11 protein-coding genes are annotated in these 14779 nt (G+C 75.4%); 6 read left to right on the top strand and 5 right to left on the bottom strand.

Translation table 11 applies throughout. From position 1 onward, the window contains the following. Positions 1-31: 31 nt before the first annotated feature. Positions 32-3232, top strand: coding sequence for an Ig-like domain-containing protein (locus tag ACYQBY_RS13935; protein ID WP_459644472.1), 3201 nt, complete (start codon positions 32-34; stop codon positions 3230-3232). Positions 3233-3304: 72 nt separating this feature from the next. Here ACYQBY_RS13935 and ACYQBY_RS13940 read toward each other — a convergent pair whose 3' ends face one another. Then, entirely contained in the window at positions 3305-4453 is a 1149-nt protein-coding gene (locus tag ACYQBY_RS13940) for a diguanylate cyclase domain-containing protein (RefSeq protein ID WP_459644473.1), read from the bottom strand. 252 nt (positions 4454-4705) lie between these two features. On the opposite strand from ACYQBY_RS13940, the gene ACYQBY_RS13945 reads away from it, so the two are divergent. Continuing rightward, complete coding sequence (locus tag ACYQBY_RS13945; RefSeq protein WP_459644474.1) at positions 4706-5197, top strand: hypothetical protein; 492 nt, start codon at positions 4706-4708, stop codon at positions 5195-5197. A 71-nt stretch (positions 5198-5268) separates the two neighbouring features. Then, positions 5269-6237 carry a S66 peptidase family protein gene (locus tag ACYQBY_RS13950; protein ID WP_459644475.1) on the top strand — a complete coding sequence of 323 codons (969 nt, stop codon included), beginning with the start codon at positions 5269-5271 and terminating at the stop codon, positions 6235-6237. A gap of 322 nt (positions 6238-6559) precedes the next feature. Here ACYQBY_RS13950 and ACYQBY_RS13955 read toward each other — a convergent pair whose 3' ends face one another. Both ACYQBY_RS13955 and ACYQBY_RS13960 read right to left on the bottom strand, forming a co-directional pair. After that, positions 6560-7642, bottom strand: coding sequence for a LacI family DNA-binding transcriptional regulator (locus ACYQBY_RS13955; RefSeq protein ID WP_459644476.1), 1083 nt, complete (start codon positions 7640-7642; stop codon positions 6560-6562). Between the two features lie 121 nt (positions 7643-7763). Beyond that, a complete protein-coding gene (locus tag ACYQBY_RS13960) occupies positions 7764-9722 on the bottom strand; it encodes a glycoside hydrolase family 127 protein (RefSeq protein WP_459644477.1) in 1959 nt (652 codons plus the stop codon). Between the two features lie 392 nt (positions 9723-10114). Between ACYQBY_RS13960 and ACYQBY_RS13965 the strand changes: the two genes are divergently transcribed. Continuing rightward, positions 10115-10327 carry a hypothetical protein gene (locus ACYQBY_RS13965; protein ID WP_459644478.1) on the top strand — a complete coding sequence of 71 codons (213 nt, stop codon included), beginning with the start codon at positions 10115-10117 and terminating at the stop codon, positions 10325-10327. A gap of 44 nt (positions 10328-10371) precedes the next feature. On the opposite strand, the gene ACYQBY_RS13970 is transcribed toward ACYQBY_RS13965, so the two are convergent. Next, positions 10372-10998, bottom strand: a complete 627-nt coding sequence (locus ACYQBY_RS13970) for a hypothetical protein (protein WP_459644479.1) — start codon at positions 10996-10998, stop codon at positions 10372-10374. Between the two features lie 149 nt (positions 10999-11147). Between ACYQBY_RS13970 and ACYQBY_RS13975 the strand changes: the two genes are divergently transcribed. Together ACYQBY_RS13975 and ACYQBY_RS13980 are read left to right on the top strand one after the other, a co-directional pair. Next, positions 11148-11999, top strand: coding sequence for an alpha/beta fold hydrolase (locus ACYQBY_RS13975; RefSeq protein ID WP_459644480.1), 852 nt, complete (start codon positions 11148-11150; stop codon positions 11997-11999). Positions 12000-12097: 98 nt separating this feature from the next. Next, complete coding sequence (locus ACYQBY_RS13980) at positions 12098-12376, top strand: DUF427 domain-containing protein (protein WP_459644481.1); 279 nt, start codon at positions 12098-12100, stop codon at positions 12374-12376. Positions 12377-12425: 49 nt separating this feature from the next. On the opposite strand, the gene ACYQBY_RS13985 is transcribed toward ACYQBY_RS13980, so the two are convergent. Then, positions 12426-14627 (bottom strand): glycoside hydrolase family 3 N-terminal domain-containing protein, encoded by a 2202-nt coding sequence (locus ACYQBY_RS13985; protein WP_459644598.1) that lies wholly within the window; start codon positions 14625-14627, stop codon positions 12426-12428. Positions 14628-14779: the final 152 nt, after the last annotated feature.

A 14779-nucleotide genomic window follows, 5' to 3' on the forward strand; every position in this document is an offset into this window, starting at 1 on the left:
CCACCGCGACGACGCGCAGAGAGAAGGAAGCATGAAGCGACCCGGATCCACCCGGCGGGCGGCCTGGCGGCTGGCCACCGCGTGCACGGCCACGGTCGTCCTGGCCACCGGCCTCCCCGCCGCCACGGCCGCGCCCGCGGCCGGCTCCGTCCCCGGGGTGACGGTGCGCCTCGACCCCTCCTACCAGGGGCAGGAGTTCCAGGGCTGGGGCACCAGCCTCGTCTGGTTCGCCAACGCCACCGGCGACTACCCCGACGAGATCCGCAACAAGCTCGCCGACCTGGTCTTCGGGCCGCAGGGGCTCAACCTCAACATCGCCCGCTACAACATCGGCGGCGGTAACGCCCCCGACGTGCCCGACTACCTGCGCGCCGGCGGTGCCGTCGAGGGCTGGTGGAAGGCCCCGGAGGGCACCACCCGCACGGACGTCGACTGGTTCGACCCCGAGGACCCCGCGGACTGGAACCCGGACGCCGACCGGACCCAGCGCTGGTGGGTGGACCGCATCAAGGACCGCATCACCCACTGGGAGACGTTCAGCAACTCCCCGCCGTGGTTCCAGACGGTCAGCGGCTACGTCTCCGGCGGGTTCAACGCGACGGACGACCAGCTCGAGCCGGACAGCATCGACGAGTTCAACGCCTACCTCATCGGGGCGACGGAGCGGCTCGAGGCGGCCCACGGCATCGAGGTCGACACCCTCGACCCGTTCAACGAGCCGAACACGAACTACTGGAGCACCAAGCTCGGCGCGGACGGCAACCCCACGGGCGGCCGCCAGGAGGGCGCCCACATGAGCCCGGAGCTCCAGGTGAAGGTGCTCCGCGACCTCGCGCAGCAACTGGAGACCGCGGACACCGACGCCGTCATCTCCGCGATGGACGAGACGAACCCCGGGTTGTTCGCGACCAACTGGAACGCGTACCCCCAGGACGTGCGCGACGCCGTCGCCCAGCTCAACGTCCACACCTACGGCACCGGGCAGCGCACCACCGTCCGCGACATCGCCAAGGGCGAGGACAAGCCGCTGTGGATGAGCGAGGTCGAGGGCAACTGGGGCAAGGGCCAGGACTTCACGTCCATGGTCCCCGGTCTCGGGATGGCCCAGCGCATCGCGGACGACCTGCGCGAGCTGGAGCCGGAGGCCTGGGTCTTCTGGCAGCCGGTGGAGGACTACAACAACATGAAGCCGGGCGGGGAGAGCGCCCTCGGTGGCAACTGGGGCAGCATCCAGCTCCCCTTCGACTGCGACAGCGCGGACACGCTCGCCACCTGCCCGATCTACACGAACACGAAGTTCCAGACCACCCAGAACTTCACCCACTTCATCCGCCCCGGTGACCACCTCATCGGCGTGGACGACGTCTCCAGCACCGCGGCGGTCCGCGAGGGCGGCGCCACCGTCGTGCACGTGAACGACTCGCTCGCGGCGCGGGACGTGACGCTGGACCTGACCGGTTTCGCACAGGTCCGGGGCAACGCCAGGGTCACGCCGGTCGTGACCAGCGCCGCCGGCGCGCTGGTCCGGGGGGAGGCCGTGGAGGTCGTGGAGGGCCGCGCCGTCCTGCGGGTCCCCGCCGAGTCGGTCACCACCTTCCTCGTCGAGGGCGTGCAGGGGGTGGCGGAGGACGCCGCCCTGCTCCAGGACGGCAACGTGTACCGCCTGCGCGGCGCGCAGAGCGGGAAGTCCGTGACCCCGAAGGGCGCGGGTGCCGTCATCGGCGCCGACGTGGCGACCACCACGCAGCAGCTGTGGCGTGCAGGCACCGTCTCCGGCGCGGGGACGAACCGCGCGCGCTGGACCTTCACCAGCGTCGCCGACGGCCGGCGTCTCGCCATCGCCGCCGACGGCGCGGTGACGCTCGCCCCGGCGGGCGCCACCGGCCCGGAGACGCAGTGGATCGGGTCCACCACCGGCGAGGACGGCACCTGGACCCTCGTCAACGTCGGCACCAGGCGCGTCCTGGAGGTCGGGGGCGAGGCCACCGCCGAGGGGTCGGCCGTGACGAGCTGGACGGCCAACTCCGGCCCCAACCAGCGCTGGACGATCGTGGACGAGACCACCCGCGGCACCGCGCCCACCGAGGTCTTCACCGTCCCGGGCACCGCCCCGGTGCTGCCGGCGACCGTCGCCGGCGTGTACCGCGACGGTCCCCCGCAAGCGGGAGGTGCCCCCATCCGCGGCGCCCTGCCGGTGACCTGGAAGGTCCCGCCGGAGGCCCGCTGGAAGAAGCCGGGCACCGTCGAGGTCGAGGGCCGGGCCACCGACCTGCTCGGCGTGCAGCACGACGCCACCGTCACGGTCGTCGTCGACACCCTCACCTCCACCCTCCCCACCCGGGCCAAGACCTCGCTCGGCGGCACCCCGCAGCTGCCCGCGACCGTTCCCGCCGTCGGGCAGGAGGGCCGCCTGGTCGAGCGCCCCGTCGTGTGGGACGCCGCGCCGCAGGGGTCGTTCTCGAAGGTCGGCGTGGTCACGCTGACCGGCACGGCCGACGCCGGTGACGGCCGCAGGCTGCCCGCCACGGTCCGCGTCCAGGTCACCGAGGGCGGGGAGCAGCTCATCCCGTCCGCGAGCCTGAAGGCGTCGGCGACGTTCACGGAGCGCGGCTACGACGTCGCGGCACTGCTCAACGGCAACCTCAAGGACAAGGGCTGGTCCACCTGGAAGGCGAGCGACCGCAACCCCTCCGACACCGTCACGCTGGACCTCGCGCAGGCGCAGCCGGTCAAGCGGGTCGTGGGCACCTTCTACCGCGACGGTGAGGGCTCCTGGCCCACCAGCGTCCGGGTCGAGACCCGCGACGCGAGCGGCGCCTGGGTGGCCCGCGGCACGCAGGCCCTGCCCGACGCCAGCGCCACGGGCCCCGTGGTGGACATCGCGTTCCCGCCGGTCACCACGAACGCGGTGCGCCTGGTGATGACCGCGCGGCCGAGCGGCTACATCACGATGAGCGAGATCCAGGTCTACACCGGCGGACCGAGCACCTCCTCGGACGCCTCGGCGGCCTCGATCTCCGCCGACGGCACCCCGCTGGCCGGGTTCTCCCCCGACCGGCTCGTGTACGACGCGCCGCAGCGCACCCGGGAGGTGACCGCGGTGGCCGCCGACCCGTACGCCACCGTCGAGGTCGTGCAGGCCGAGCGCCGCGGCGGCACCGCCACCGTCACCGTCACCAGCGAGGACGGCGCCGCCAGCAGGACGTACGAGGTCCGGCTCACCCAGCGCTGAGCCCGGGCAGGACGGTGGAGGGGTCCCGCGGCGGCGCGGGGCCCCTCCACCCGCGTCCGGACGGCCGCCGGCTCAGGCCCCGGGCCGGGCCGGGCCGCGGCGGGAGCCGTTCGCGGAGCGACGGCGCTCCTCGTGGGCGGCGAGGTCGACGACGGTGTACACGCCCCCGGGGGCACCCGCGGACGGCTGCCGGGACGCCCGGCGCCGCTTGGCCTCGTACATCGCCGCGTCGGCCGCGCGCAGCAGCGCGTCGGTGTCCTCCGTGCTGCCGGTGGAGGTGGCGACCCCGAGGCTGGCGGCGACGGCGATGTCGTGGTTCTGCACGCGCACCCGCCGTCTGAGCGCGGCGCGCACCCTGGCGACGACGGCGGCCAGGGAGTCCTCGGCGACACCGCCGACGGGGTCGCGGTGGAGGTTCTCGCACACGACGACGAACTCGTCGCCGCCGAGCCGGGCCAGGGTGTCCCCGGCGCGCAGGGCGTCCCGCAGGCGCCGGGCGACCTCCACGAGGAGGGCGTCACCGACCTCGTGGCCGTAGGTGTCGTTGACGGCCTTGAAACCGTCGAGGTCGAGGAAGAGCACCGCCAGCGGTGTGCCGTGCCGCCGGGAGGTGTCCAGCGCGTGGTGCAGGCGGTCGTGGAGCAGGGCGCGGTTGGCCAGCCCGGTCAGGGGGTCGTGGGTGGCCGCGTGGCTGGCCTCGCGCTGCCGGGCCACCGCCTCGTCGCGGTCGTGGGCCATCACGAGGTAGCTGCACGCCACGTCGGCCAGGACCTGGGCGGTCTCCAGGTCGGCGGGCACGAAGGGGCCGGGTTCGGCCCGGTAGACGTCGAGGGAGCCCCACACCCGGCCGCGTGCCTGCAGGGGGAGGGAGACCGCGGCGTGCAGGCCGAGGGCCACGGCCTGTTCCACGAACACCGGCCAGCGTCCGGCGCAGGCGGCGAGGTCCTCCACCACGACGGGACCGGCCCCCGCGCGGACGTCCAGGCACGGGCCCTGTTGCAGCGCGTCCTGCACCCGCCCGATCTGCTCGGCCACCGGGTTGCTGGCGCGGACGAACTCCACGCGCGGCCCGTACCGGATCGCCACGCCGGCTCCCTGCACCTCCAGCACGCGCCCGGCGGCGACGGCGAGGTCGCCGAGGATGTCGGGGACGTGGAAGGTGCCGCCGGCACGGCGGGCGAAGGCGGCGAGCACCTGCAGCAGCGCCTCCCGGTCAGCCACGAGCCACCCCCGGCCTCCCGCCCGCCCAGGGTGGACGCCCTGCCCGGGACGACTCGCGGCTCCGCTCGACCGCCGGTCCAACGCTAGGCCTCCGGCCGCCGCACGACCAGATCGCCGCGGCACCGGTTTTCGGTTCCCCGCTGCCCGATCGCGGCCTGATCGCGGCCTGATCGCGGCCCGATCGCGGCACGGTGGGACGCACGCGTCTGCTGGGGTTGAACCCGAGGCGGTCCGGGGGCCACGGTGGGTGCCGTGCCAGAACCAGTACGCGCCGGCGACCTGCGCAGCCTGTGCCTGCGCGAGACCCTGTTCCTCGGCATGCTGACCGCGCCGCAGGCGGTGACCTTCGAGGTGAAGGCCGTCTTCCGCCCGCAGCCGCGGGCCGGTGCCCCCGGCGGCACGGGTGACCTGCTGCTGTACCGCCACGGGATCCTCACGCTCAGGAGCGAGCACCTCGTCCACTACGACCTGCCCACCGACCACCCCGGCGCCCCGGACACCCGGGACGAGGAGGACCTCGGCTACCTGGACCACATCGGTCCCGCCGAGGCGTCCCCTCCGGGGTGGTGGGCGCTGAGCGGGCGGTGGGGTTCCCTGCGCATCTACGAGCCGCTCGTCGGTTTCGCGACGCTGGACCCCGAGGAACCCGGCCTCGGGCAGCGCGGCGGGTCCTCCGACAGGCGCGAGATCGACCTGCGGAGCATGAGCCGGTCCCTCGCGGCCCCACCCGGCGGGCAGCGCTGAGCCCACCGGACCGGGCGGCCGGGACGCCCCGGCCGCTCCTGCCCCGCACTCTGGCGCCGGGAGACCTCGTCGTGGTCTCGGCGCTGTCCGGGCCGCTCGACGCCAGGTGGCAGCAGGAGACGGGCCTGGAGCGGGCGGTGGGCGTCCTGGAGGGGATGGGCTTCCGCGTGCGGGTCTCACCGCTCCTCGCGCCGGGCCGGCAGCACTGGTGGAGCGCGGCGACACCGGCGGAGATCGCCTCGGAGCTCAACGGGCTCCTGCGCGACCCCGAGGTGCGCGCGATCATCGCGCACGACGGTGGCCAGACGGCTCTCGGCTACCTCGACCTGATCGACGTCGACGCCGTCACCGCCGACCCCAAGCCGATCCTGGGCCACAGCGACATCTCGCTGCTGCACCTGGTCCTCCACGCGCGCACCGGTCTGGTGGGCTTCCACGCCGACCTGGCCACCCCCGGGCTCGGCGGCGCGTGGCAGAGCGCGCCCGCGGCGCGCCGGGCGCAGCTCGCGGACCTCTACTCCAGACTGCTGACCGGCACGGAGCCGATCGGTGCGCTGCCCACCACCCCCTCGTGGGAGTGCTGGCGGCCCGGTCGCGCGCAGGGCCCGCTGATCGGCGGGGTGGTCAACCGCATCGCGCTGCTCCAGGCGACGCGGTACGCGCTGCCGCCGGGGTCGTTCCAGGGCGCGGTGCTGTTCTGGGAGGAGACGGGCGGCCAGGCGTCGCACGTGTGGAGCTACCTGCACGTGCTGCGGCACGCCGGCGTCCTCGACCGGATCGCCGGCATGGTCGTGGGCGTCCCGCACCAGGTCGGCGGGCTCGGCGGACCCGGCGCTCCCGAGGCGGGCCCGACCCTGCCCGAGATCGTCCTCGACGTCCTCGGCGACCGCGACATCCCCGTCCTGGGCGGCGTCGAGTTCGGTCACGCCGGGCCGAACCTGCCCATGCCCGTCGGCGTCCGCGTCGCCCTCGACGCGCAGCAGCGCACGCTCTCGCTGCTCGAACCGGCGGTGCGGCCGCACGGGGCGCCGGCCGGCTGAACGGTGCGGAACCGTGGGCCCGGTGCAGCAGCACCCCGTCGAGGACGGTCGCTCCGGCACGTCCGTCGCTCACCGGGTCGGCACCGCGCCCGCAGCGCAGCGGAGCCGGATGTCGGCGTCCGGGTGCACGAGAGGGGATGTCGGTGGTCACCGCGATGATCGCGCGGCGTCGTCGAGGGGGAGGTGCGGGCCGTGGGTGGTGGACAGGTACCGAGGCGTCCGGTGGGCACCGACAGCACCGCCGGAGCCGTCCGCTCCTCACCGGTGGGCCGAAGCCGCCCCGTCCGCCCTGTGGAACTCCGCCACGGGCACCGGTCGTGGTTCAGCCGCCGGTCGTGGTTCGGCCGCCGCTGGGTTCCGCCCCGCCGGTGGGTTCCGCCCCGCCGGTGGGTTCCGCCCCGCCGGTGGACCCGCGCACCACCAGGGTGCAGTCGTGCAGCCGGACCCCGCGGCCGACGCGGTCGCCGTCGATGATGCCGAACAGGTCGCGCACGGCCGCGGCCCCGAGGTGGTCGAGGTTCATGTCCACGGTCGTCAGGTGGGGATCGGTCTCCAGGGCGAACACCGGCCAGTTGTCGTACCCGGTGACCGCCACGTCGCCGGGCACCGTGCGCCCGGCGGCCTGCAGCCCGGTGACGACGCCGTAGGCGATCTGGTCGGAGCCGCAGACGACGGCGTCGACGTCGGGGACCTCGGCGAGCAGCCGCTCCACGGCCGAGCGCCCCCAGCGCTGCGACCACGGGCCGTAGGCGGCGGGGGCGGCCGGTTCCAGGCCGGCGGCGCCGAGCGCGGCCTCCACGCCCCGGACGCGCTCGGTGACGGCGCGGGTCCCGGCCGGGCCGGTCAGGTGGGCGATGCGCCGCCGGCCGGTGCCGAGGACGTGCTCGGTGAGCACCCGCCCGCCGTCGCGGTCGTCGGGGACGTGCGCGACGTCGCGGGGCTCGGAGGTCTCGCCGTGCACGTAGACGACGGGCGCGTCGATCCCGGCGGACAGCGACGGGGTGACGACGTTGTTGTCGCCGAGGACGATGACGCCGTCCACCTTGCGCCGGCGCAGCATCTCGAGGATGGCCCTGAGCCGCCCGGCGTCCCCGCGGGCGTCGCTGGTGATCATCGTGAGGTCGATCTCGCTGAGCGCGGCCTCCGCGCCCAGCATCGCGGGGACGACGAAACGCTGGGAGAGGCTGTCGACGATGACGAGGCCGACGGTTCCGCTGCGCCCGCTGATGAGGCTGCGGGCCATGGGGTTCGGGGTGAACGACAGCTCCCGGGCGGCCTCGAGGACCCGGGCGCGCGTCTCCTCGGAGACCCTGTTCCGGCCGTTGATCGCCTTGGAGGCCGTCGTCAGCGAGACGCCGGCCCGCCGGGCCACCTCGGTCAGCGTCGATGCGCGCCGCGCCGTCACCCGGCGCAGTATGCCAGCGCCGTTCCTGCCGGCCGGTGGTCCGGGCGTCGCCCGTCGCCGGGTTCCCGGCGGGGGTGTTCGGCGCGGTGTCCCCTCTCCGGAACGGTTGTGCGGGAGGAGGTCAGCGGACACCGGGGGCGGTGGGGATCCAGACGCGCATCGCACCGGGGGTCCGGTTGCCCCACCGGTGGTAGGGGACGAGGTCCACGTCGAAGGGCCCGGAGCACGTGGGCGCCGGTTCCCCGCTCGTGTACAGCGCGCCGGGCCGCGCGGGAACCTCGGTGACCGCGCGGATCGTCACCGCGGGGTCGTCGGCGGAACCCCCGCCGGAACCCCCGGCGGAACCCCCGGCGGACTCCCCGGTGAGGGCGAGGAGGCGCACGTCCTCCAGGACGACGCCCGCGGGCAGGTCGGCCTCCTCCAGCGCGAACAGGACGGGGCCGCGGGCCAGGGCGACGCACCCGCGCACGGCGTCCACCCGGGGGTGCGGGGCGATGGCGCGGACGGGCGTGTCCAGGCGCAGGGCGACCTCGTGCGTGCCCCGCCAGGACCGGGTGGTGCGGACGTACCCGTCGGGGGCGTCCGCCCCGGCCGGCTCCCCGTCCACCGTCAGCGTCCAGGCGGTGCACCAGGCGGGGATCCGGACGGCGAGCTCGAAGGGTTCCGCGGACGCCGTCGCCACGGTCAGGTCCACGGCGCCGTCGAGCGGGTACCGGGTGCGCAGCCCGAGCCGCACCGGCGCACCGCCCAGGTCCAGCTCGGCGGTTCCGGCGGTGGGGTGGTGGACCTGGACGCCCGCCGCGGAGGTGGTGAGGCAGTAGTCGTGGATGCCGGTGAGCAGGCGCGCCAGGTTCGGCGGGCAGCAGGCGCAGGTGAACCAGGGCAGCCGCTGGGAGGGGGCGTCCTCGTGGGTGCCGTCGTGGCCGGTGCGCAGGTGCAGGGGGTTGGAGTAGAAGAACGCGGTGCCGTCGGCGGAGGTGGAGACGGCGACGGCGTTGTACAGCGTCGTCTCCATCGCGTCGGCGTAGCGCGCCTCCCCGGTGGCGACCAGCAGCCGCCAGGCCAGCTGGAAGGCGGCGATCGCCGCGCACGTCTCGGCGTAGGCGCGGTCCGGCGGCAGCTCGTAGGGGTCGCCGATGGCCTCGTCGCGGTGGCGGGAGCCGTGGACGCCGGTCACGTACGTCTTGCCGGCCTGGAGGTCCTCCCAGATCCGCACGGCGTAGTCGAGCAGCTCCCGCTCGCCCGTCTCCACCGCCACGTCGACCGCCCCGGCGGCCAGGTACAGCTGGCGCACGGCGTGGCCGGTGGCGCGGGTGGCCTGCCGCAGCGGCACGTCGTCCTGGAAGTACTGGGAGCCGAAGTGGCTCCCCCCCAGCCACCGGGAGCCGCGCCGGTCCAGCTGCCGGCGGGCGGGGTCGAGGTACTCCCGCCCACCGGTGACCCGGTACAGCTCCACCAGCGCGGTCTCCACCTCGGGGTGCCCGTCGACGTGGGGGCAGTCCTCGGCGCCGAGCGAGGCGACGAGCAGGTCCGCGTTGCGCCGCGCGACGTCGACGAGCCGGGGCAGGACGCCGCAGCGGGCGGCGGCGACGGCGGCCTGGAACAGGTGCCCGGCGGTGTAGAGCTCGTGCCCCCACTGCGGGTCCGACCAGCGCGGCACGCCAGGGTCGCCCTGCACCCGGGAGTTGAGGTACCCGTCCGCCTCCTGCGCACGGACCAGGAGGTCCACGAGCTCCTCCGCCTGCCGCAGCCGCTCGTCGGCGGCCGGCAGGAACGGCGCCGCCCAGGCGACCGCCTCCAGCACCTTGTGGACGTCGCTGTCGGTGAAGAGCATGCCGGTGAAGGGGGCGCTGGAGGCGCCGGTGAGCCGGGCGAGGTTCGTCCACGCCTCGCCCCGGCGGACGTGCCGCAGGACGTGGGGCAGGGTCCGCTCGACGGTCCGCGTCTGCCAGGCCCCGAGCCACCCCTCGCCGGCGAGGCGGAAGGCGCGGTGGTCCAGGGGGCGCAGGGCGGTGTCCGCGCCCTCGGAGGGCGCGAGCGGTCCCCCGGGAGGCCAGGCGGTCGCGGCGTCGGGCGTCATGGGGGTCGTCCTTCCAGGCAGCGGTGCTCACCGTGGACCGGGAGGTGGGGAGCCCGGGTGCCGCTGCGGTGCGGCAGCGGCGAGCCGGTGGGGAAAGGCTTCCTCATCCGGAACGCCAGGTCAAGCACCGTCCGGCGTCGATCGGGGCGGGCACCGCCGCCCGCCGTGGCCGAACCGCTGCCCGGCAACGCCTCCTGCCGGTCGGGTCGTGCCGATCGGTCCGCGACGACCACCACGTCGCAGGAGAAGGCTTCCCCCGGCGCTCGACCGGACGCCGGGGCGGCGCCCCACCACCCGGCGCACCCGGCCGCCTCGCGGCGACCCCCGCCGCGGCCGGGGCGGCCGTGCGGGCACCCCTTGCGCGCGCCGGGTGAGGTGGCCACAGTGCGGGCATGGCCGGTGAGCAGGAGCGGTTCGAGGAGTTGCGGCGTCAGGCCAGGGCGAAGGGCTGGACGCTGGAGGCGCCCACGAAGCGCCACCCCGGCTACCTGCTCACCAGCGGCAGACCCGGAGCCGCAGACGCCCGCATCGCCTTCGGGGCGGCCGGTCCCGTGCTCACCCTGGCGGAGGCCGAGGCCTACGTGCGGAGCGTCCCGAAGATCTGAGCCGGCACGGGCGGCGGTCCCCGGGACCTCCCACCCGGCCGGGCTCAGGGGCTCCAGCCGAGGAAGTGCCCACCCAGGGAGAGGACGAGGAACCAGGCGCCCAGCGCGACGGCGGGGACCACCGGGGTCCACACCGGCCGGCGCCGCAGGAGGCGGACGGCCACGACGAGCAGCGCACCCCACAGCGCCCACAGCAGGGCCACCCCGTAGCCGGGCGCGACCAGACCGGAGGTCAGGTAGGGCCAGCCCACCACGACGTGCAGCACGATCCCGGCCCACCCGACGACGGCGCCGCGCGCCCGGGGAACCCCCGCGGGCGCGGGCCGGACCGACAGCAGCGCCAGCGCCACGGCCAGCGGCAGCAGGGGCAGCAGCCGCGGCGGCGCCGTCGGCAGCGCGTCCCCCGCGAGGGAGAGCACGGCGGCCGCCGCGGCGAGGGCGACCGCGCGCCGGGGCCGGCCCGTGCTCCACGCGGCGGCACCCGCGGCCAGCAGCGCCCCGAGCAGCACGACGGCCGCCCACCCCGGCTCGACGGTGCCGTGGGGGCCGGGCCCCAGGGTCCGCACCCCCTTGAACAGCAGGAGCGCGGCGGCCGTGCCGCACAGCACGGCGGCGACCGCGGAGCGCCGCCGCGCCCCGGGAACGCTCCTCGACGTCGTGGTGGCGGACATGCCGTCCTCCTGCCTGCCGGCGGGCGCTGCTGCTGCCACGGTAGGCCGTGCGCACCCGCGGATCACGGGGTCGCGAGGATGCGGTGGCGATGAGTTCCCGGACGGGGGCGGGTCCATCCCCGCAGCAGCGAGCGAGAGGGAGGCGGACGATGACCGAACAGCCGACGGACGAGCCGGGCACGGGCGGGGCGGTGCGGACGGGCTACGCACCGGTGAACGGCCTGCAGGTGTACTACGAGATCCACGGAGCCGGTGGGACACCCCTGCTGCTCCTGCACGGGGGCCTGTTCACCATCGACCTGCAGTTCGGGGAGCTCCTGCCCGGGCTCTCGGAGGGCCGGCAGGTCATCGCCGTGGACTTCCAGGGGCACGGGCACACCGGTGACGTCGACCGGCCGCTGCGCGCCGCCGACCTGGCCTCGGACGTCGTGGGGCTGCTCCAGCACCTGGACGTGCCGCAGGTCGACGTCTTCGGGTTCAGCGTGGGCGGCGCCGTGGCCCTGCACCTGGCGGTCCGGCACCCCGGGCTGGTCCGCAAGCTGGTCGTGTCGTCGGTGTCCTTCTCCCCCGACGGGGACCGGCCCGAGAACGCGGGGGCGGTCGCGGAGCTGACCGTCGACATGATCGCCGGCACACCGATGGAGGCGGAGTTCCGGGCGAAGTCGCCGACCCCGGACCGGCTGCAGGACGTCCTCACCAAGCTCGCGAGGTTCGACGAGGGCTTCCCCGGCTGGTCGGACGACGACGTCCGGGGCATCGCCGCACCGACCCTGATCACGGTGGGCGACTGCGACATGGTCACGCTGGAGCACGCGGTGCGCTTCCTGCGCCTGCGCGGCGGCGACGTCAACGGCGACTTCGTCGGCGTCCCCGCCTCACAGCTGGCGGTCTTCCCCGGCACCACCCACTTCGCCGGGCTCGCCCGCACCGCCCTCGTCCTGGACGTCGTGACCACCTTCCTCGACGCGCCTCCCGCCGAGGCGCCCGTCGTGGCCGGGTAGCGGCCGCGGCGGGAACAACGCCCCCCCGCGGGAGGTTCCCGGGGCGAGGGACGGAGCCCCGCCCCGAGCAGGGCCCCGCACCGAGCAGGAGGTTCCCGATGCGCGCGACGTGGAACGGCGCCGTGATCGCCGAGTCCGACGACACCGTGGTGGTGGAGGGCAACCACTACTTCCCCCGCAGCAGCGTGCGGGAGGAGTACCTGCGCCCCAGCTCCACGCACTCCCACTGCCCCTGGAAGGGCGAGGCGTCCTACTACGGCCTCGAGGTCGACGGGGCGGGCAACCCTGACGCCGCCTGGTACCACCCCGAGCCCTCCGAGGCGGCCGCGCAGATCCGGGACCGGGTCGCGTTCTGGCGCGGGGTGCAGGTGGGCTGAGGCGGCGCGGTGGAGGAGCCCGGCCGCGCTCCTCCACCCGTCGTTCCCGTCAGGCCGCGGGCACCTGCGCGTCCGTGGTGGTGAACGTCGCCGTGAGCTGCGCGGCGCAGTCGCCGCCGACCCACACGTCGAACACGGAGGCGTCGAGGACGAAGTCCCGCACCGCGGCGTTCCAGTAGCGGCGCTCCCGGGGCCCGACGGCGAACTCCACGGTCCGCGAGGCGCCCGCCGGCACGTGGACGCGGCGGAACCCCTTGAGCTCGCGGACGGGACGGGCGGCGCTGCCGTGGCGCTGGTGCAGGTAGAGCTGCACGACCTCGTCGGCGTCCCGGTCCCCGGTGTTGGTGACGGTGACCGAGGCGGTGAGGCTCTCCCCGGCGGGCAGGACCTGCCGGTCCAGGACCAGGTCGGAGTACTCGAACCGGGTGTAGGACAGGCCGTACCCGAAGGGGAACAGCGGGGTGCTCTCCTCGTCCCAGTACCGCCTGGCCTGGTTCTCCGGCTCGTGCGAGGTGGTGTGGCCGTAGACCACGGGGATCTGCCCGACGGTGCGTGGCCAGCTGAAGGGCAGCTTGCCGCCGGGGGCGACGTCCCCGAGGAGGAGGTCGGCGACGGCGGTGCCGCCCTGGGTGCCGGGGTACCAGACGTCGAGGATCGCGGGCACGTGCTCCGCGGCCCAGCGCAGGTCCAGCGGGCGCCCGTTCACGACCAGCAGGACGACGGGCGTGCCGGTGGCGACGACGGCCTGGAGCAGTTCGAGCTGGCGGCCGGGCAGCTCCAGCGAGGAGCGGGAGGCGGCCTCGCCGATCATGTGCTGCCACTCGCCGAGCACGACGACGGCGAGGTCGCTCTCGCGGGCCAGGTCGACGGCGCGCCGCAGCTCGGCGTCGTCGTCGAAACCCTCGGGGTCGGGGGGTGTGTTGCCGGGGAACATGTCGAACATCGACGGGAACACCCGCCGTGCGGGGCGGACGCCGGGGGCGTAGCGGACGTCGGTCGTCCCGCCGAGCCGCTCGCGCAGGCCCTGCAGGACGGTGACGGTCTCCTCCAGGTCGAAGTCGAAGACCCACGGGCCCAGGGTGTCGCGGCGGGAGTCGGCCAGCGGCCCGAGCACCGCGACCGAGCGGAGACCGGCCGGGTCCAGCGGCAGCAGGTCACCCTGGTTGCGCAGCAGCACCGCGGAGCGCTGCGCGGCCTCGCGCGCCACCTGCCGGTGGGCGGGGTCGGACAGGACCGCGCGGGCCCGCTCCTCGTCGACGTAGGGCTGCTCGAACAGCCCGAGGCGCAGCTTGGCCTCGAGGATGCGCCGGACGCAGGCGTCGAGAGCTTCCGTGCTCACCGCACCGCTGGCCACCGCGTCGGGCAGGCGGGTGTAGGCGGGGTCGGTGATGGCCATCTCCAGGTCGAGGCCGACGTCCACCGCACGGACCGCGGCGTCGGCGAGGTCGGCGGCGAAGCCGTGCGTGACGAGGTTGCGCACGGCGTTGGCGTCGCTGACGAGGAAACCCTCGAATCCCAGCACACCGCGCAGGACGTCGGTGAGCAGCCAGCGGTTCGCGGTGGCGGGGATGCCGTTGAGGGGCATGTAGGCGGTCATCACGTTGGCCGCACCGGCCTCGATCGCGGCCCGGAACGGCGGCAGGACCACGTTCCACAGCTGCGCGTCCGACAGGTCCACCTCGTCGTAGTCGCGCCCGCCGAGGGCGGAGCCGTAGCCGGCGAAGTGCTTGGGCCCGGCGAGGACCCGCTCCGGCGCGCCGAGGTGCCCGCCCTGGAAGCCGCGCACCTGCGCCGCGGCGACGGCCGCGCCGAGGTGGGGGTCCTCCCCGGCGCCCTCGACGATGCGGCCCCACCGGGGGTCGCGGGCGATGTCCACCATGGGCGCGAACGTCCAGGAGATGCCGACCGCGCGGGCCTCGCGGGCGGCGACCGCCTGCCCGCGCTCGATCGTGGCGGGGTCCCAGGTCGCGGCCAGGGCGATCGGCACCGGCAGGATCGTGCGGAGCCCGTGGATGACGTCGAAGCCGAACAGCACCGGGATGCCGTGCCTGCTGCCCTCCACGGCGAGGCGCTGCAGCCGGTTGGTCTCGGCCGGGTCGGTGACGAACAGCAGCGATCCCGCCCCGCCGCGCGCCAGGGCCTCCGCGACCTCGCCGGGGCGCTGCGGCGACGGCCCGACCCCGGCGTCGGCCACCTCTGCGCCGAAGGAGAAGTACTGGGTCAGCTGCCCGGCCTTCTCCTCCACGCTCATCACCGCGAGCAGTTCTTCCACCCGGGCCCGGATCGCGGTGCCGTCCCCGTCGTTCCCGGCCTCGGTCGTGGTCACGGTGTTCCTCTCACGGGTCGTCCGCCGGGCGGCTCGCCGGGCGCGGGCCCCGACGCTGGTGCCGGGGGCCGGCTGCC

Source organism: Kineococcus anabasis (genome assembly GCF_054590795.1).

Bases quoted from the DNA above. Each gene is read 5' to 3' on its own strand.
- ACYQBY_RS13935 (WP_459644472.1), top strand. From the start codon at position 32: ATGAAGCGACCCGGATCCACCCGGCGGGCGGCCTGGCGGCTGGCCACC.
- ACYQBY_RS13960 (WP_459644477.1), bottom strand. From the start codon at position 9,722: ATGACGCCCGACGCCGCGACCGCCTGGCCTCCCGGGGGACCGCTCGCG.
- ACYQBY_RS13965 (WP_459644478.1), top strand. From the start codon at position 10,115: ATGGCCGGTGAGCAGGAGCGGTTCGAGGAGTTGCGGCGTCAGGCCAGG.
- ACYQBY_RS13970 (WP_459644479.1), bottom strand. From the start codon at position 10,998: ATGTCCGCCACCACGACGTCGAGGAGCGTTCCCGGGGCGCGGCGGCGC.
- ACYQBY_RS13975 (WP_459644480.1), top strand. From the start codon at position 11,148: ATGACCGAACAGCCGACGGACGAGCCGGGCACGGGCGGGGCGGTGCGG.
- ACYQBY_RS13980 (WP_459644481.1), top strand. From the start codon at position 12,098: ATGCGCGCGACGTGGAACGGCGCCGTGATCGCCGAGTCCGACGACACC.
- ACYQBY_RS13985 (WP_459644598.1), bottom strand. From the start codon at position 14,627: ATGAGCGTGGAGGAGAAGGCCGGGCAGCTGACCCAGTACTTCTCCTTC.